At 72.9% G+C, this 19,621-nt stretch carries 9 protein-coding genes; 5 read left to right on the forward strand and 4 right to left on the reverse strand.

The window, feature by feature from the left end:
• Positions 1-11: 11 nt before the first annotated feature.
• From AB0412_RS31980 to AB0412_RS31990, 3 genes are all read left to right on the forward strand, one after another.
• Entirely contained in the window at positions 12-10,262 is a 10,251-nt protein-coding gene (locus AB0412_RS31980) for an amino acid adenylation domain-containing protein (protein ID WP_366406092.1), read from the forward strand.
• 78 nt (positions 10,263-10,340) lie between these two features.
• The gene (locus AB0412_RS31985) at positions 10,341-11,393 is read left to right on the forward strand and encodes an ATP-binding cassette domain-containing protein (protein ID WP_366406093.1); all 1,053 of its coding nucleotides are present in this window, start codon (positions 10,341-10,343) and stop codon (positions 11,391-11,393) included.
• Complete coding sequence (locus AB0412_RS31990) at positions 11,390-12,184, forward strand: ABC transporter permease (protein ID WP_366406094.1); 795 nt, start codon at positions 11,390-11,392, stop codon at positions 12,182-12,184. Before AB0412_RS31985 ends, AB0412_RS31990 begins: the two co-directional genes overlap by 4 nt.
• A 70-nt stretch (positions 12,185-12,254) precedes the next feature.
• On the opposite strand, the gene AB0412_RS31995 is transcribed toward AB0412_RS31990, so the two are convergent.
• From AB0412_RS31995 to AB0412_RS32010, 4 genes are all read right to left on the reverse strand, one after another.
• The gene (locus tag AB0412_RS31995; RefSeq protein WP_366406095.1) at positions 12,255-14,207 is read right to left on the reverse strand and encodes an AarF/UbiB family protein; all 1,953 of its coding nucleotides are present in this window, start codon (positions 14,205-14,207) and stop codon (positions 12,255-12,257) included.
• Positions 14,204-14,749, reverse strand: a complete 546-nt coding sequence (locus AB0412_RS32000) for a hypothetical protein (protein ID WP_366406096.1) — start codon at positions 14,747-14,749, stop codon at positions 14,204-14,206. The genes AB0412_RS31995 and AB0412_RS32000 overlap by 4 nt, the downstream gene beginning before the upstream one ends.
• Before the next feature lie 325 nt (positions 14,750-15,074).
• A complete protein-coding gene (locus tag AB0412_RS32005) occupies positions 15,075-17,222 on the reverse strand; it encodes an MMPL family transporter (protein ID WP_366406097.1) in 2,148 nt (715 codons plus the stop codon).
• Between the two features lie 132 nt (positions 17,223-17,354).
• The gene (locus AB0412_RS32010) at positions 17,355-18,059 is read right to left on the reverse strand and encodes a hypothetical protein (RefSeq protein WP_366406098.1); all 705 of its coding nucleotides are present in this window, start codon (positions 18,057-18,059) and stop codon (positions 17,355-17,357) included.
• A gap of 248 nt (positions 18,060-18,307) precedes the next feature.
• On the opposite strand from AB0412_RS32010, the gene AB0412_RS32015 reads away from it, so the two are divergent.
• Together AB0412_RS32015 and AB0412_RS32020 are read left to right on the forward strand one after the other, a co-directional pair.
• Positions 18,308-19,360 (forward strand): polyprenyl synthetase family protein, encoded by a 1,053-nt coding sequence (locus tag AB0412_RS32015; RefSeq protein ID WP_366406099.1) that lies wholly within the window; start codon positions 18,308-18,310, stop codon positions 19,358-19,360.
• A gap of 19 nt (positions 19,361-19,379) precedes the next feature.
• A partial coding sequence (locus tag AB0412_RS32020; protein ID WP_366406100.1) for a carboxyl transferase domain-containing protein occupies positions 19,380-19,621 on the forward strand: 242 nt, incomplete at its 3' end.

The following is a 19,621-nucleotide window of genomic DNA, read 5'->3' on the forward strand; positions in this document are numbered from 1 at the left end:
AGACAAGCGACATGACCGATGCGAAGCCGCGGCTCGAGGGCATCCTCCCGCTCTCTCCGCTCCAGCAAGGGCTCCTCTTCCACGCGCAGTACGACGTGCAGGGGCCGGACGTCTACACCATGCAGTTCGTCCTCGACCTGGACGGCGGCCTGGACACCGACGCGCTGCACGAGGCGTGCGCGGCCGTGCTGCGCCGCCACGCCGGACTGCGCGCCGCCTTCCGCTACCGGAAGAACGGCGAGCCCGTCCAGCTCATCCCGTACACGGTCGCCCCCGACTGGACCGTGGTGGACCTGGCGGACCTGCCCGCCGGTGAGCGCGGCGCCGCGGCCGAACGCGTCGCCGCCGAGGACCGGGCCCGCCGTTTCGACCTGACGCGCCCCCCGCTCATCCGGTTCACGCTGGTCGGCCTCGGTGACGGCCGCCACCAGTTCCTCGTCACCGCCCACCACATCCTGCTCGACGGCTGGTCCCGGGCCCTGCTCATCGGTGAACTCTTCGAGCTGTACGGGCTGATCAGGGCGGGCCGCGACGAGACCGCCCTGCCCGCCGTCGCCCCCTACCGCGACTACCTCGCCTGGGTGGCCGCCCAGGACCGCACGGCCGCCGAGGACGCCTGGCGGCAGGTGCTCGACGGCGTGGAGGAGCCGACGCTGCTCGCCGCGCCCGACGCGTCCCGCGAACCCGTCCCCCCGGCAGGCACCCGCGTCGAGCTGCCCGCGGACCGCACGGCCGCGCTGACCCGGTGGGCCCGCGAGCGCGGAGTGACCGTCAACACCGTCGTCCAGGCCGCCTGGGCGATCGTGCTCGGCCGGCTCACCGGACGCGACGACGTGGTGTTCGGCGGCACCGTCTCCGGCCGGCCGCCCCAGCTGCCCGGCGTGGAGTCGATGGTCGGCCTGTTCATCAACACCCTCCCGGTGCGGGTGCGGCTCGACCCGGCCGAGACCGTCGGCACCCTGCTGGAGCGCCTCCAGGACCAGCAGGCCGGCCTCATGGACCACCAGTACCTCGGACTCGCCGACGTCCAGCGGCTCACCCCCGTCAACGGTGAACTCTTCGACACCCTGCTGGTGTTCGAGAACTACCCGGTCGACACCGAGGGACTGCGCCGCTCGGCGGGCGGACTCGGCGTCGTCGACGGCCGCAGCCACGAGGGCACCCACTACCCGCTCGGCCTCATGGTCCACGCCGGCACCACCCTCGCCCTCGAACTGAGCCACCGGCCCGACGTCGTCGACCAGGCCGCCGCCACAGAGATCGGCGAGACCCTGCTGCGCGTCCTCACCGCCCTCACCGGCGCCGAGGACACCCCCGTCGGACGGCTCGACCTGCTCACCGCCGCCGACCGCGCCAAGGTGCTCACCGAGTGGAACGACACCGCACGACCCGGCGCCCCCACCACCCTGCCCGCCCTGTTCCGCCGGACCGCCGACCGGCACCCCGACGCCGTCGCCGTCCAGCACGCCGGCACCGCGCTCACCTACCGGGAACTCGACGCCCGCGCGAACCGCCTGGCCCGGCAGCTGATCGCGCACGGCGCCGGACCCGAGCGCACCGTCGCCCTCGCGCTGCCCCGCTCCGTCGACCTGATCGTCGCCCTGTGGGCCGTCCTCAAGTCCGGCGCGGCCTACCTGCCGGTCGACGCCGCCTACCCCGCCGACCGCATCGCCCACATGCTCGGCGACGCCCGCCCCGCGCTCGTCCTCACCGACTCGGCGACCCGACCACGTATCGCGTCGGCCGCCGCGGACGCCGACATCCCGTACCTGCTCCTCGACGACCCCGCCACCGCCGCCGCGCTCGCCGCCCTGCCGGACACCGACCCGGCCGACGCCGACCGGACCGCGCCGCTCAGCCCGCTCACCCCGGCCTACGTCATCTACACCTCGGGCTCCACCGGCCGCCCCAAGGGCGTCGCCATGCCCGGCGGCGCCCTCGCCAACCTCATCGCCTGGCACGAGGAGGAACTCCCCGGCGAACCCGGTGTGCGCACCGCCCAGTTCACCGCGATCAGCTTCGACGTCTCGGCGCAGGAGATCCTCTCCGCCACCCTGTCCGGCCGCACCCTCGTCATCCCCGACGAGGACACCCGCCGCGACCCCGCCGCCTTCGTGCGCTGGCTCGACGCCCACGACATCCACGAGGTGTACGCGCCCAACCTGGTCATCGACGCCCTGTGCGACGAGGCCGTCGGCCAGGGCCTGGACCTGCCCGCGCTGCGCCACCTCGCCCAGGCGGGGGAGGCCCTCGTCCTCAGCAAGCGCGTCCGGGACTTCCACCGCGGCACCGGCCGGCTCCTGCACAACCACTACGGGCCCACCGAGACCCACGTCGTCACCGCCACCACCCTGCCCCCCGACCCCGACGCCTGGCCCGCCCGGCCCACCATCGGCCGGCCCGTCCGCAACACCCGCGCCTACGTCCTCGACAGCGCCCTGCGTCCCGTGCCGCCCGGTGTGCCCGGCGAGCTGTACCTCGCCGGCGCGGGACTGGCCCGCGGCTACCTCGGCCGCCCCGGCCTGACCGGCGAACGCTTCGTCGCCGACCCCTACGGCCCGCCCGGCACCCGCATGTACCGCACCGGCGACGTGGTGCGCTGGACCGGCGACGGCGAGCTCGACTACCTCGGCCGCGGCGACCACCAGGTGAAGATCCGCGGCTTCCGCATCGAACTCGGCGAGATCGAGGCGGCCCTGACCACCCACCCCGCCCTCGCCCAGGCCGCGGTCGTCGCCCGCGAGGACCGGCCCGGCATCAAGACCATCGCCGCCTACCTCGTCCCCGCCGACGGACACCCCGCCCCCACCCCCGCGGAACTGCGCACCCACCTCGAGGGCAGCCTGCCCGACTACATGGTGCCGTCCGCCTTCGTCGTCCTGGACGCCCTGCCGCTCACCCCGAACCGCAAGCTCGACCGCCGCGCCCTGCCCGTCCCCGACGGCGCCGCAGCCGAGGGCCGGGACCCCCGCGACGCCCGCGAGGCCGAGTTGTGCCGCCTCTTCGCCGACGTCCTCGGCCTGGACCGGGTCTCCATCGACGACAGCTTCTTCGACCTCGGCGGGCACTCCCTGCTCGCCACCCGCCTGATCAGCCGCGTCCGCACCGCGTTCGGCGCGGAACTCCCCGTCCGCGCCCTGTTCGAGGCGCCCACCGCGGCCGCCCTCGCCGAGCGGCTCGCCGCCGCCGGCCGGGCCCGCACACCCCTCACCGCGCGCCCCCGCCCCGACGAGATCCCCCTCTCACCCGCCCAGCGCCGGCTGTGGTTCCTCGGCCGCTTCGAGGACGCGGGCGGCAACTACAACCTGCCCATGGCCGTACGCCTGTCCGGAGAGCTGCGCGTCGAGGCCCTGCGCGCCGCCCTCGGTGACGTCGTCGCCCGCCACGAGAGCCTGCGCACCGTCTTCCCCGAGACCGACGGCCGCCCCCGCCAGCAGATCCTCACCCCCGAACAGGCCGTACCGCGCATGCCCGTCATCGGCGTCGCCGAGGAGGACCTGGACCGCGCCCTGGCCGCCGCCGCGGGCAAGGAGTTCGACCTCACCGCCGAACCGCCGCTGCGCGCCCGCCTGTTCGCCCTCAGCGGCACCGAGTACGTGCTGCTGCTGGTCCTGCACCACATCGCCGGCGACGGCTGGTCCATGGCCCCGCTCGCCCGCGACCTCGGAGATGCCTACCGCGCCCGGTGCGCGGGCCGCGCACCCGAACTCCCGCCGCTGCCCGTCCAGTACGCCGACTACACGCTCTGGCAGCGCGACATCCTCGGCGACGAGAACGACCCCGGCAGCGAACTCGCCCGCCAGATCGACCACTGGCGCCGCACCCTCGACGGGCTCCCCGAGGAACTCACCCTGCCCGCCGACCGGCCGCGCCCGCCCGAGATGACCTACCGCGGCGACACCGTCGACCTCACCATCCCCGCCGACACCCACCGCCGCCTGACCGCTCTCGCCCGCGGCGAGCAGGCCAGCGTGTTCATGGCCGCCCAGGCCGCCCTCGTCGCCCTGCTGCACCGCCTCGGCGCCGGCGACGACATCCCCGTCGGCACCCCGGTCGCGGGCCGCACCGACCAGGCGCTCGACGACCTCGTCGGGTTCTTCGTCAACACCCTGGTGCTGCGCACCGACGTCTCCGGCGACCCGACGTTCCGCGAACTGCTGGCACGGGTCCGCGAGACGGACCTGGCGGCCTACGCCCACCAGGACGTGCCCTTCGAGCGGCTCGTGGAGATCCTCAACCCCGCGCGCTCGCTCGCCCGGCACCCGCTGTTCCAGGTGATGCTCTCCTTCCAGAACAACGCCGAGGCCACCCTCGACCTCGGCCCCGTCACCGCCACCGGCCGCGCCGTGGGCCTGAAGACCTCCGCCTTCGACCTGTCCGTCGTCCTCGCCGAACGCTTCACCGAGGACGGCACCCCCGACGGCATCGACGGCGGCATCGAGTTCGCCACCGACCTGTTCGACCGGGAGACCGCGCAGGACCTGGCCGACCGCCTGGTCCGCCTGATCACCGACCTGGCCGCCGAACCCGACCGCCCCCTGTCCGCGACGGACCTCCTCACCGAACACGAACGCCACCAGGTGCTGGTCGAGTGGAACGACACCGCCCACGACCACCCCACCGGCACCCTCCCCGGCCTGTTCGAGGAGCAGGCGGCCCGCACCCCCGACGCCACCGCCCTGGTCTTCCAGGACATCAGCCTCACCTACGCCGCGCTCAACGCCTGGGCCAACCGGCTCGCCCGCCACCTCATCGCCGAGGGAGTCCGGCCCGAACAGACCGTCGCCGTACGGCTGCCCCGCTCCGTCGAGCACATCGTCGCGCTGCTCGCCGTCATGAAGGCCGGCGCCGTCTACCTGCCCGTCGACCCCGGTTACCCGGCCGACCGCATCGCCCACATGCTCGACGACGCCCGCCCCGTCGCCGACCTCGCCGACCTGTCCGAGCTGCACGCCCTCGACCGCGACCACGACTGGTCCGGCGCCGACCTCACCCCGGAGGAACGCGGCGGCGCCCCCCGGCCCGACAACGCCGCCTACATCATCTACACCTCCGGCTCCACCGGCCGCCCCAAGGGCGTCACCGTCCAGCACCGCAGCGCCGTCAACCTCTTCCACGACCACTTCGGCCAGCTGTACGGCCCGGTCATCGCGACCACCGGCGGACGCCGGCTGCGGGCGGCACTCGCGGCCTCCTTCTCCTTCGACGCGGCGATCGACCCGCTGCTGTGGATGCTCGCCGGACACGAACTCCACCTCATCGACGACGAGGCCCGGCACGACGCCACCGCCCTGTACGCCTACGTCCAGCGCGTCGGCCGCATCGACCACTTCGACACCACCCCCGGCCACTTCCAGCAGCTTCACGAACTCGGCCTCACCGCCGACCCGGAGCTGCGCCCGCTGATCGTCGGCCTCGGCGGCGAGGCCCTCGGCGAGGCACTGCGCCGCGAACTCGCCGGCCTCGACCTCCCGGTCACCTACAACCTGTACGGACCCACCGAGACCACCGTCGACGCCCTCGGCCAGCAGATCACCGACAGCGACCGCGTCCTGGTCGGGCGCCCGCTGGACAACTACCGCGCCTACGTCCTCGACGGCGCCCTGCGCCCCGTGCCGCCCGGTGTGCCCGGCGAGCTGTACCTCGCCGGCGCGGGACTGGCCCGCGGCTATCTCCGCCGCCCCGCCCTCACCGCCGAGCGGTTCGTCGCCGACCCCTACGGCCCGCCCGGCACCCGCATGTACCGCACCGGCGACCTGGCCCGCTGGACCAGGGACGGCCGCATCGACTGCCTGGGCCGCATCGACGACCAGGTGAAGATCCGCGGCTTCCGCATCGAACTCGGCGAGATCGCGACCGCGCTGGAGACCCACGACGACATCGCACAGGCCGCCGTCGTCGTCCGCGAGGACCGCCCCGGCATCCGCGAACTCGTCGCCTACGCCGTCCCCGCCGCCGGACGCCCCGCCCCCACGCCCGACGCACTCCGCCGGCGCCTCGCCGAACGCCTGCCCGACTACATGGTGCCGTCCGCCTTCGTGGCCCTAGACCGGCTCCCCGTCACCGTCAACGGCAAACTCGACCGCAAGGCCCTGCCCGCCCCCGCCCCGGCCACCGCGGCCGAGGGCCGCGCCCCGCGCACCGCCCAGGAGAAGGCGCTGTGCGACATCTACGCCGAGGTCCTCGGCCTGGAGCGGGTCGGCGCCGACGACAGCTTCTTCGACCTCGGCGGGCACTCCTTGCTCGCCACCCGCGTGACCACCCGCGTCCGCTCCCGGCTCGGCGCCGAACTCGCCGTACGCGCCCTGTTCGAGGCCCCCACCCCGGCGGCCCTCGCCGAACGCCTGGGCGAGACCGGCGACACCCGCCCCGCCCTCACCGCGCGCCCCCGCCCCGACACGGTCCCCCTCTCACCGGCCCAGCGCCGTCTGTGGTTCCTGAACCGCTTCGAGGGGCCGGGCGCGACCTACAGCATCCCGCTCGCGGTACGCCTCACCGGCCCGCTCGACCCGGCCGCCCTGCGGAGCGCCCTCAGCGACGTCGTGGCCCGACACGAGAGCCTGCGCACCGTCTTCCCCGACCAGGAGGGCCGTCCCTACCAGCGGATCCTGCCCGCCGGCGAGGCCCGTCCCGAGCTCGACACGGTTCCGTACGACGAGCGCGCCCTCGCCGCCGAAGCGGCCCGCGGGTTCGACCTGGCCACCGACCTCCCCGTGCGGGCCACCCTGTTCCGCCGCGCGTCGGACGACCACGTGCTGTTGCTGGTGGTGCATCACATCGCGGGTGACGGGTGGTCGATGGGTCCGTTGGCGCGTGATCTGGGTGAGGCGTATGCGGCGCGTGTGGGGGGTGTGGCTCCGGTGTGGGAGCCGTTGCCGGTGCAGTACGCGGACTACACGTTGTGGCAGCGTGAGGTGCTGGGTGAGGAGGACGATCCCACCAGTGAGTTGTCGCGGCAGGTGGATTACTGGCGGGGTGCGCTGGCGGGGCTTCCGGAGGAGCTGGTGCTGCCGGTGGACCGGCCGCGTCCGGCGCGGATGAGCTACCGCGGCGACACCGTCCCCTTCCGCGTCGGCCGCGAGACCCACGAACGTCTGCTGGCCCTCGCGGCGGAGACCCGCGGCAGCCTGTTCATGGTGGTCCAGGCCGCCCTGGCCACGCTCCTGCACCGCCTGGGCGCCGGCGACGACATCCCGTTGGGCAGCGTGACGGCCGGCCGCACCGACGAGGCACTGGACGACCTGGTCGGCTTCTTCGTCAACACCCTGGTGCTGCGCACGGACCTGTCGGGCGACCCGACGTTCCGTGAGCTGCTGGAGCGGGTCCGCGAGACGGACCTGGCGGCCTACGCCAATCAGGACGTCCCCTTCGAACGCCTGGTGGAGATCCTCAACCCCGAGCGCTCCATGGCCCGTCACCCCTTGTTCCAGGTGATGCTCGCCTTCCAGAACAACGCGGAGGCCACCCTCGACCTGGACGGCCTGCGCATCGCCCCGGAACCCCTCGCCTACGACGCCGCGAAGTTCGACCTCTCCTTCCAACTGGCCGAGTCCGAGGACGGCTTGGAAGGCAGTGTGGAGTTCGCGGTGGATCTGTTCGACCGGGTGTCGGTGGAGGTGCTGGCGTCGCGTCTGGTGGCGGTGCTGGAGGCGGTGGCCGCGGATCCGGGTTTGCGGGTCGGTGGTGTGGAGGTGTTGTCGGAGGCGGAGCGTTCCCGGGTGGTGGGGGAGTGGTCCGGTTCGGTGGTGGAGCTGGCTCCGGTGACGTTCGCTGGGTTGTTCGAGGCGGCGGTGGATCGTTGCCCGGATGCGGCTGCTGTGGTGTCCGGTGGGCTGGTGTTGTCGTATGCGCAGGTGGAGGCGCGGGCGAACCGGCTGGCGAACTGGCTGGTGGGTCAGGGTGTGGTCGCGGAGAATGTGGTGGCATTGGTGCTGCCGCGTTCGGTGGACATCGTGATCGCGCAGCTGGCGGTGCTGAAGGCGGGGGCGGCGTATCTGCCGGTGGATCCGGAGTATCCGCAGGAGCGGATCGACTACATGCTCCAGGACGCCCAGCCTGTGCTCGTGCTGCGGGAGTTGCCTGAGCTGAGTGACGTGTACGGGCCTGAACGGCCTGGTGTGTCGGTGGAGTTGTCGCATCCGGCGTATGTGATCTACACGTCGGGTTCGACGGGCCGGCCCAAGGGTGTGGTGGTCACGCACGAGGGCATGGCTTCGTTCGCTGCGGCGCAGGTGGAGCGGTTCGCCGTCTCCGAGGGCTCGCGGGTGCTGCAGTTCGCGTCGCCGAGTTTCGACGCGTCGGTGCTGGAGCTGGTGATGGCGTTCGCGGCGGGTGCGGCGCTGGTGGTGCCGCCGCCGGGTCCGCTGGCCGGGGAGGTGCTCGCCGAGGTCCTGACCGGTGAAGGCGTGACACATGCGCTGATTCCGCCGGCCGCGCTGGCGAGTGTCCCGGCAGGGGAGTTCCCCTCCTTCCAGTCGCTGATCGTGGGCGGTGACGCCACCTCTGCGGAGCTGGTGCAGCGCTGGGCTGTGGGCCGGCGGATGGTCAACGCCTACGGTCCGACCGAGTCCACCGTCGTGGCGACGCTGTCCGCGCCGCTGACGGCCGAGGGCGGGGTGCCGCCGATCGGCAGGCCAATCCCCAACACCCGCGTCTACGTCCTGGACGAGCGGCTGCGGCCGGTCGCGCCGGGTGTGGCGGGGGAGTTGTATCTGGCGGGTGCGGGTCTGGCGCGCGGCTATCTGGGCCGGCCGGGACTGACGGCGGAACGCTTCGTCGCCGACCCCCACGGAACTCCTGGCACGCGCATGTACCGCACCGGGGATGTGGTCCGCTGGACCCGCGAGGGTGAGCTGGAGTACCTGGGCCGCTCCGACGACCAGGTGAAGGTGCGCGGCTTCCGCATCGAACTCGGCGAGATCGAGACCGTGCTGGATCGCCACGAACTGGTCGCCCGGACAGCGGTGATCGTCCGTGAGGACCAGCCCGGCGTCAAGCGCCTGGTCGCCTACGTCGTCCCCGCCCCCGACCGCGCCCTCGACACCGAGGCGCTGCGCGCCCACGTCGCGGCCGCCCTGCCCGACTACATGGTCCCCGCCGCGTTCGTGGCGCTGGACGCCCTCCCGCTCACCGTCAACGGCAAACTCGACCGCAGGGCCCTTCCCGCGCCCGAAGCCGACCCCGCCTCCGGCGGACGCGGGCCGCGTTCGGCGCAGGAGGAGGTGCTCTGCGGGCTGTTCGCCGAGGTGCTGAACGTGGAACGGGTCGGCATCGACGACAGCTTCTTCGAACTCGGCGGCGACAGCATCACCTCCATCCAGCTGGTCAGCCGGATCCGGTCGGTGCTCGGGGTGAAGATCGGCAACCGGGGCATCTTCGAGACGCCCACGGTGGCGCAGCTGACGGAGAGGCTGGGCACCGGCCAGGACGGGGACGGCTTCGAGATGCTGCTCCCCCTGCGCACGGGCGGTGACCGCCCGCCGCTGTTCTGCGTGCACGGAGCGGGCGGACTCAGCTGGCCCTACTCGACCCTGCTGAAGCACATCGGCGCCGAGTATCCGGTCTACGGCCTCCAGGCCCGCGGACTCGACGGCCGGGAGGACATCCACGGCAGCGTGGAGGAGATGGCCGCCGACTACGTGGCGCAGATCCGCACCGTGCAGCCGTCCGGGCCGTACCACCTGCTCGGCTGGTCCTTCGGCGCCCTCGTCGCCCACGAGATCGCCACGCTGCTCACCGAGGCGGGGGAGAGGGTCGCGCTGCTGGCGAACCTCGACCAGACGCCGTACGACGAGTCGTGGAAGGACGACGACTACGTGCCGCCGACGGAGCGGGACATCCTCGAGACCCTGCTGGACTTCGTCGGTCACGACCTCGACGAACTGCGCGGCGAACCGCTCGACCACGCACGGGCCATGGAGCTGATCCGGGGCCGCGACAGCGCGCTCGGCAGCCTGGAGGAGCGCCACATCACCGCCTTCATGAAGGTCGGCATCAACAACCACGAGCTGAGCGCCCGTTACCGGCCGCGGCGCTTCGACGGCGACCTGCTGCTGTTCGTGTCGACGGTCGGCACCGACGACCCGGTGCGCAAGACGGCCGAGTCGGTCGCCGCCTGGCGGCCGCATGTCGCGGGCGCCGTCACCACGCACCCGGTCGACGCCCACCACGGTCATCTGCTGCAACCGCAGCCCGCGGCCGAGATCGGCCGCGTCGTCCTGGAGCGGCTCGGCGAACTCGCCGCGGAACCCGCCCGCTCCTGAGCCGCCGTGCGCCCACGGCGCAGGCGACCGGACCCCACCGAACCCCGTACCGATTCGTAACCAGAAGGAGTGGCCGTCATGGAAACGGCAATCTCGGCGGAAGGCCTCCGCAAGCGCTATGGCGACCACCAGGCGCTGGACGGCATCGACCTGTCCGTGCCCACCGGCAGCGTCCTCGGCGTGCTCGGCCCCAACGGCGCCGGCAAGACCACGACCGTGCGGATCCTCACGACCCTGCTGGAGCCCGACGAGGGCCGGGCGGTCGTCGCGGGCTACGACCTGGCGACGCAGCCACGTCAGGTGCGCGCCAACATCGGCCTGACCGGCCAGTACGCGGCCGTCGACGAGCGGCTCACCGGCCGGGAGAACCTGCAGCTCATCGGCGTCCTGCTGCACCTGGGCCGGCGCGGGGCGCGGGCCCGCGCGACGGAACTCCTCGAGAGGTTCGACCTCGTGGACGCCGCCGACCGGCAGGCCAAGACGTACTCCGGCGGCATGCGCCGCAGGCTCGACCTGGCGGCGAGCCTCGTCGCCCGGCCACCGGTGCTCTTCCTGGACGAGCCGACCACGGGCCTGGACCTGACCAGCCGGCTCACCCTGTGGGAGATGATCCGCGAGCAGGTGCGGGGCGGCGTGACCGTGCTGCTCACCACCCAGTACCTGGAGGAGGCCGACCAGCTGGCCGACCGGATCGCCGTCATCGACCGGGGCCTGGTCATCGCGGACGGCACCCCCGACGAGCTGAAGCGCAAGGTGGGCGGCGAGCGGCTCCAGGTGTCCGTGGCCGAGGACACCGACCTGGCCGTCGTCACCCGCTGCCTGGCCGGCGTCGTACCGGGCGATCCCGCCGTCGACCTGCAGAACCGCACCGTCTCCGTGCCGCTGGCCGACGGCATGCGCACCATCAGCGCCGCGGCCGCCGGCCTGGAGGCCCTCGGCGTCGAGCCGGAGGACTTCGCGGTGCACCGCTCCTCGCTCGACGACGTGTTCCTCGCCCTGACCGGACAGCAGGGCCGCACACCGGCCGCGCAGCAGTCCCGCCGCCCCGGACAGCCGGACCCGGCCGGCCCGGCGGCGGACCAGGAAGACCAGGCAGCCCCGCACACGATCAAGGAGAAGCAGGCCGTATGACCGAGGCACTGAGCGATTCGTTCGCACTCGTGGGCCGCCAGATGCGGCACATCCGGCGGATGCCGGAGCAACTCCTCGGCATCACGGTGATGCCGGTGGCGTTCGTGGTCGTCTTCGGCTACCTCTTCGGCAGCGCCATGCAGGTGCCGGGGGAAGGCGGCTACAAGGAGTACATCATGGCGGGCATCTTCGCCCAGGTGATGCTCGCCAACATCACCACCACCGCCGTGGGCGTCGTCGGCGACCTCAACAACGGCCTGGTGGACCGCTTCCGGGCGCTGCCGATCTCCCGCTCGTCGGTGCTGGTGGGCCGTACCGTCGCCGACGCCGTGCTGGTCGCCTGGACGTGTGCCGTGATGGCGGGCGTCGGCTATCTCATCGGCTGGCGGGCGCACAACGGGCTGCTGCAGACGCTGGCCGGTTTCGGGCTGCTGCTCCTGATGGGCTTCGCCATGTCGTGGCTGGGCGCCCTGATCGGGCTGACCCTGCGCAACGCGGAGGCGGTGAGCGCGCTGGCCGGTGTCGTCATGATGCCGCTGGCGTTCCTGTCCAACGCGTTCGTGCCGCTCGACGGCCTGCCCGGCTGGCTGCGCACCATCGCCGAGTGGAACCCGGTGAGCGCCGTGGTCTCCGCGAGCCGTGACCTGTTCGGCAACGAGCGGGGCGCGAGCGGCGGCGCGTTCCCCGCCGAACACCCCATCCCGACCGCCCTGGTGGTGCTGCTGGTGCTGATCGCGGTGACCGTGCCGCTGGCCGGCCGCGCCTACCAGAAGGCAGCCGCACAGCGCTGAACCCGCAACGCCTGGAGCCCGGCCCCCCGTTCACCGGAGAGGGGCCGGGCTCCACGCTTCGCACACGCCGTCAGCGGCGCGGGCTGACCATCATGAACAGCACCCGCAGCACCAGCACACAGCTGATCACCAGCAGGTTGTAGCCGAACAGTTCGAACAGCTCCAGGTCCTCGCTCAGCCGGGGCCCGCCCGGCGTCCGCAGGAACTGCACCCCGACGAGACCGATCACCCCGCCGAGGAAGGCGAGCAGCACCTCGTGCACCAGGGAGCGCACGAACCTGCGGTCCTCCGGGTCGCCGAACATCCTGACCGAGACGGTGAACCGTCCGCTCTCCACCGCGGAGCCGATGCGCTCCACCCGGCGCGGCAGCCGGCGCAGCATCGGCACCAGCCCGAGGACCTCCTCGGCCAGCGAGCGTCCCACGGCCTCCGGGCGCAGCTTCTGCAGATGCTGCGTCACGGCGAACGAGCGGGCCTCGGCGACGATGTCGAAGCCGGGCACGAGCCGGTCCAGCGAGCCCTCCATGGTGGCCAGCGCGCGGAACACCGCCGCTATCTCCGGCGGGACGCCGATGCCGTGCCGGGAGACGATGGCGAACAGGTCGGCGAACATCTCCCGGTCGGGTTTGACGCCCGGCGCGAAGTGCCGTGCCAGGAACTGGCCGAGGGACCGTTCCAGCCGGCGCTCGTCTATGTCCTCCGGCTGCACGACCAGGGCCAGCAGGGCGTCGCACAGCGCGGCGGGATCGCCGCGGTGCAGCGCCAGCAACATGCCGCGCAGGGTGGAGCGCAGGGCCCGGTCGATGCGGCCCACCGAGCCGAAGTCGAGCATCCCGAGCCGGCCGTCGGCGAGCAGCAGCAGATTGCCCGGATGCGGGTCGGCGTGGAAGACGCCGCTGGTCATGATCTGGCCCAGCAGGCACTCCAGCATCGCCTTGGCCAGCGTGTGCGCGTCCAGACCGCGCTCGTCGAGCAGGCCGGAGACGCTGTGCAGCGGCACGCCCTCCATCCACTCGGTGACCAGGACCCGCTCGCCGGACAGATCACCGTGCACCCGGGGGACCTTGACGAGGGTGCTGCCGCCGGACTGCTCGATGGCCGCGGCCACGGACAGCGTGTTGCGGGCCTCGATCCGGAAGTCCAGCTCCTCCCGGAGCGACACCGCGAACCCCTGAGCCAGCGTCAGGGCTCCCACGGTCCGGCCCCACTCCGTGTGCTGCTCCAGCTTCGCGGCGAACCGGAAGAGGATGTCGAGATCGTCGACGACGATGTCGCGGGCGCCGGGCCGCTGCACCTTCACCGCCACCTCCTCGCCGCCCAGCAGCACCGCCCGGTGCACCTGGGCGATCGAGCCGGCGGCGAGCGGCTTGGGCTCGAACTCGGCGAACACCTTCTCCGGCGGTGCCCCCAGCTCCTCGTGCAGCACGGCCTGGATGGCCTCCCACGACTCGGGCGAGGCCTGGTCCTGGAGGGTGCTCAGCTCGGTGATGAACTCCGGCGGCAGCAGGTCGTAGCGGGTGGACATCACCTGGCCGAGCTTGACGAAGGTCACCCCGGCCTCCTCCAGCGCCAGCCGCAACGACGGCGCCAGGGCGGCGCGTTCGGCCGCGGCGCCCGGCCCGCGCCGGGACCTGCCGCTCATCAGACGGCCGAGGCCGTGCCGCATGAAGATCCGGCTCAGCCGGGCGTAGCGGCGGGTGCGCGCGAATCTGCGGAACACCGACCGGGGGAAGCGCACCAGCCCGCGCATCGCGCCGGACGGCAGCAGCACCTCGGTCGCGGCCAGGAACAGCATGGAGACCAGCAGCGCCAGCCCGATCTCCAGGGTGATCAGGGCGAGCGGCTGCACATCGCGCAGCGGATAGCTGACCGCGCTGCCGGTGGCGAGCCCGACCGCGCCGGTGACGACCGCGCGCCCCTTGCCGACCTCGACACCGAGCAGCCGCCGGGCGCCCGAGGTGAGACCGGCGACGAACACGGTCAGCGAGAGTGCCGCGAGCAGGACGAGGACGGCGGTGCTCATGGCCGCCGTCGGCGCCGCAGGGCGTAGGACACGGTCACGACGGCGAGCAGCGGGCCCCACAGCAGCAGCGGGGCGTACATCCAGCCCATGAACGTGCGGTGCCCGCCGCTGAGATTGCCCTCGTCCACGGTGTCCCACACCATGTACTGGCTCACGGTGATCGCCGTCATGGCGAGCGCGCCCAGCGCCGCCGGGACGACGGCGGCCCAGGTGCGCACCGGCCGGCCGCCGATCAGCGGCACCCAGTGCGGGACCACCAGGCCCCACTGGCTGACCAGGCCGAGCGTCAGCAGCGCCACCGCCTCCTGGAGCAGGCTGATCAGCGGCAGGATCAGATACCCGATGCCGGGAAGGTCGTAGTCGGTGCGCAGCACTTCCTCGCTGTAGCCGACCGGGACACCGGCCGCCATGGCGAGGCGCCACAGCGAGGAGGGCAGCGCGACCAGGGGGACGGCGTGGGCCGCCCAGCGCGCCCAGCGGGGCGGCGGCGGGGTGGCCAGGGCGGCCGCGTGGGCCGGGGAGACGGGAACGTCAGTGGTCATCGGGTGAGGCTGCCTATCTACTCGGTGCTGCGCGTGCGCGGTTCAGCAGGCAGAGCCCGGCCCTGCCGGGCCGCGGAGGTGCGGCACGGCGGGGCCGGGCTCGGGGCTGCTGGGGCGGCGGCCTGCGGCTGGAACACGGGCGGCTGGACCATGGGACGCCTCCAGCGGGTGAGTGCGGTGGGGGGTCGCGGCGAGTGTAGGAAGCGGAAGGCGCCGTCCTCTGCGTCCGTGGCAGCTTGCTGCCAAGTGCGCCGGCGCACGCTCCGGTCGCCCTCCGTTCCTGGCCGCGCCCCCGGCCCGCCGATGCGGCCGCAGGGCGTACGGGTCACACAGGTGTGCGGTCGTCGTCCCGTACCCGGACCGGTGCCGTCTCCGGACCGGGGCCGATCTTGTGCCCGGGCCACCATGCGCGGCGGCCGAGCAGCGTCGTCAGCGCGGGCACCAGCAGCATGGCCATCACGAAGGCGGTCAGCAGGATGCCGAACGCGACCGCGAAGCCCATCTGCTGGAGCATCGAGTTCTCCGCCAGCATCAGCACACCGAAGGTGCCCGCCAGGATCACCGAGGCCGCGCCGATGGTCGGCACGCACCGGGCGACCGCCCGCGCGGCGGCTTCCCGGGGCGACCTGCCCTGCTCGATCTCCTCGCGCAGCCGCGCCACCATCAGGATGTTGTAGTCGGTGCCGATCGCCACCACGAACAGGTACACGATCACCGGCAGGGTGAACAGCAGCCCGTCCTTGCCCTGGCTGTTCTGGAACAGCCAGACGGTGGCACCGAGCGTGGCACCGAAGCCGAGCGCCACCGAGACCATCAGATACAGCGGCGCCACGACACTGCGCAGCACCAGGCCGAGGATGAGCATGATGGCGGCACCCGCGACCGGGAACACCACCTTGTAGTCGTGGCTGACGGCGTTCTCGATGTCGGCGAGCACCGCCGTGGTGCCGCCCACCAGCGCCTCGGAGCCCTCGGGAGAGGCCCCGTGCGCGGTGTCCCTGAGCGGGCCCGCGACCAGCTCGATGGCCTTCTGCCCGGACGGGTTGTGCTCCAGGACCACGCTGTACTGCGCGACGCGCCCGTCCTGTCCGGGCACGGCGGGGGAGACCGTGTCCACGCCCTCGACCTTCCCCAGCTCGGCGCCGAACGCCTTCAGTTCGGACGCCGTCAGGGCGGGCCCGCCGTCCTTCTCCAGATAGACGGTGGTCGGGTCGGCCTGACCCGCGGAGAAGCCGCGCTCCATGTCCTTCATGGCCCGCACCGACTCCAGGTTCTGCGGCAGCGAGCTGTTCATGTCGAACTCGGCCCGGAAGCCCAGCACCCCAACCGACAGCACCGCCAGCACCCCGCCGGTGACGGCCGCGACGGCCCCCGGGCGCCGCGAGGCGAGCGAACCGACCCGGTCCGCGAGGGCGTGCTTCGGCTCCGCGCGCCAGGACTTCGACGGCCAGTACGCCTTGGTGCCGAGCAGCGAGAAGACGGCCGGCACGAGCGTGAGGCCGGCGAGCAGGGCCACCGCGACGGAGATCGCGAGCGAGGGGCCCATCGTGCGGAGCATGCCCATGGTGGACAGCAGCAGCGCCATGAAGGCGACGATGACGGCTCCGGCGGCGGACGCGATGGTCTCACCGACCAGTGTCACCGCGGTGATCATGGCCTGCTTGGGAGCCTGCCCGGAGCGCAGTTGCTCGCGGTGGCGGAACAGCAGGAAGAGGATGTAGTCGGTGCCGACGCCGAACAGCACCACGATCAGGATGGCGGTGATGGAGCTGTCGGCCTTGAGCCCGCCCAGCTCCGCCGCCGTGGCGATCAGACCGGTGGCGACCATGAACGCCAGCCCGATGATCAGCACCGGGAGCACGGCGATGAGCGGGCTGCGGAAGATGATCAGCAGCAGGACCACGATGAGCACCAGCGTGGCCGACATGATCATGGCGTCGGTGTCGCCGGACGCCTCCTGGGAGTCGAGCGCGCTGGCCGCCTGCCCGGTGACGCCGAGCTTCAGCTCGGTGTCCTTCAGCAGCGGCCGGGCCTCGGCGCGCAGTTCCTCGACCGCGTCCATCAGGTCCGGGTCGTAGGGGTCCTCGACGGTGGAGACGACACTCGCGAGGGCGATCCGCCCGTTGGGGGAGACCGCCTGCTCGTTCGTCTCGACCCGCTTGACGTGGTCGATGCCGAGGGCCTGGAGCCGGGAGGAGACCTGGGCGACGTCGGCCTTGTCCGCGGCGGTCAGCCTCCCGCCGTCGGACCGCTGGAACACCGCGATGGCGGCCGGCTGCTCGTGCTGCGGGAACGCGCGCTCCTGCACCTCGGCCGCCTGCACCGACTCGTAGTGCGACGGCAGGAAGTCGGCCTGGTCGCCGGTGGACTTCAGCTGCGGGGCGAGCGCGGCCAGCGCGACCGCCGCGACGATCCAGGCCGCGATGGTCAGCCAGGGCCGGAGGACGGCTGCCCGTCCGATCCGTCCGAACATGAGACTCCTTGTGAACGTGGAATGCCCGGACCTGCCGACGGGGCAGTTCGGTGCGGTGAGGGGTTTCGGCGAGTGTAGGAAGCGCGCGCCCTCAGGTGTTGGACGCGTGGCAGGTTGCTGCCACGCAGCAGGTCAGGCGCAGCCGTGCCGCCAGTTCCAGCCGACGAAGGTGTGGCGCAGCTCCACGTCGAAGCGGCAGGAGGCGGTGCCGTCGGCGGCGAGGTCCACGTACGAGTGGTGGGTGTTGGCGTACCAGGTGCCGGTCGCGTCGAAGATGCCCCGGTAGCCGAAGTCCGCGTGCGCCTCGGTGCGGGAGACCGCGCAGTCGGCGGTGCAGTCGGTGTCGCTGCGGGCCGACGTCAGCGACCAGCCCGCGTTCCACGGTTCGCGGTTCCACTGCTGGGTGGCCTCGGTCGAGGCGCCGGTGACCCGGCCGCCCCCGGTGGTCCACTCGGAGGCCGTGTACAGGCCGGTCATCCGGATGTTGCAGCAGTCGTACATCTCGTTCCAGCCGGCGACCCGGTGCGTGCCGTCCGCGGTCGCGCCGGACACGCCGGAAGCGGCGGTCGCCGCCCGCGCGGCGGCACCCTCCGCCTTCTCGGCCGGCACCATGCGCACCGCGCCGAACCGCGCCGTGCAGTCCGCGCCGATCGACACCTCGCGCTCCACCGCCATCCCCGCGGGCGGCACCGGCAGCGAGCCCGTCAGCCGCAGCTCGCCACAGGACCGGTCGGAGGACCGTGCGCCGTCGCCGGCGTCGGCCGCCTGGGCGGAGGGTGCCGTGAGGGTGAGCACGGCGGCGGCGAGCATGGAGCCGAGGGCGATTCGGGTACGCAATTCCCGTCCCTTTCGAAGAAGTTCAACGCGGGCTTTTTACGGAAGGGAACGTAACGTCGCGCCCGGGATTGCGGGGCGGTCACCCGGAATGTGGCAGGAAGCTGACGTCCCGCGTTTCCCCGGAGCCGCCCCGCACCGGGTGGCACCTTCATGTCAGCGCAGTTGAGGCACCCCGGGACCGGTACGGACAGTGGTGATCCGAATGTGCGCATTCGGCAATGCCCCCTCCCGTATCAGAAGGGTTTCCGATGAGCGTGCGGCATCTGAGCGGGACCACGGCGGAACCTCGCCCCGGACCGAGGGAAACAAGTCTCCTCGACCGGCTCGCGCTCGACGAGACCGAACTGAACGACCGGTTGCGGGAATCCCTGGAACGCGTGGAGAAATGGCTTTTCGCCGTGGCGCAGGACGCCGCCGATCCGCGCGTCGGCGCCGTCGCCGGGTACCTCGCCGAGGCCGGCGGCAAGCGGCTGCGGCCCCTGCTGGTGCTGCTCGGCGCCGAGTTCGGCGAACCCTGGCGCGACGGCGTCACCCAGGCCGCCGTCATCGCGGAACTCGTGCACATCGCCTCCCTCCATCACGACGACGTCATGGACGGCGCCGGCACCCGCCACGGTGTGCCCAGCGTCCACGCCCGGTTCGGGGAGCGCGCCGCGGTGCTGGCCGGCGACTGGCTGCTCGCCCGCGCCTCCCAACTGGCCGCGCAGCTCGGCCCCGAGGCCGTACAGCTCAACGCGCGCACCGCGGGCCGCCTGGTGGCCGGGCAGCTGCGCGAACTGACCGGTCCGGCCCCCGGCGAGGACCCGGTCGCCCACTACTTCCAGGTGCTCGCGGGCAAGACGGCGGCCCTGCTGTCGATGTCGCTCGGCATCGGCGCCCTCCAGTCCGGCGCCCCGCCCGAGACCGTGACCGCGCTGACCGAGTACGGCGAACACCTCGGCGTCGCCTTCCAGATCGCCGACGACCTGCTCGACCTGCGCTCCCCGGCCGGCGTCAGCGGCAAGGAACCCGGCACCGACCTGCTGGCCGGCGTGCCCACCCTACCGGTGCTCCTGGCCCTGGAGGGCACCGACCCGGCCGACGCCGAACTGCGCGCACTCCTCGCGGCCGGCCCCGTCCCCGCGGACTCGGTCCGCCGCGCCCTGGACCTGTTCGCCCGCTCGCCCGCCCTCACCGAGACCGAGGCCGTGCTGCACCGCCGGCTGGACCGGGCCAGGACGGTCCTCGGTGCGCTGCCCGAACTGCCCGCCCGCGGCGCGTTGCTCACCCTGTGCGACTACGTCGCCCACCGAACCAGCTGAACCGGCAAGGGAGTCGGCCATGACCCTGCACGAGCGGATCGCCGAACTCGACCGCATCCGCCGCGACGTCCTCGACGGCCCGAGCGAGAAGGCGACGGCGGCGCAGCACGCCAAGGGCAAACTGACGGCGCGGGAGCGGATCGAGCTGCTGCTGGACGCGGGTTCGTTCCGTGAGGTCGAGCAGCTGCGCCGGCACCGGGCGACGGGCTTCGGCCTGGAGGCCAAGAAGCCGTACACGGACGGTGTGATCACCGGCTGGGG

Source organism: Streptomyces sp. NPDC052012, from assembly GCF_040689265.1.
Taxonomy (GTDB): Bacteria; Actinomycetota; Actinomycetes; order Streptomycetales; family Streptomycetaceae; genus Streptomyces.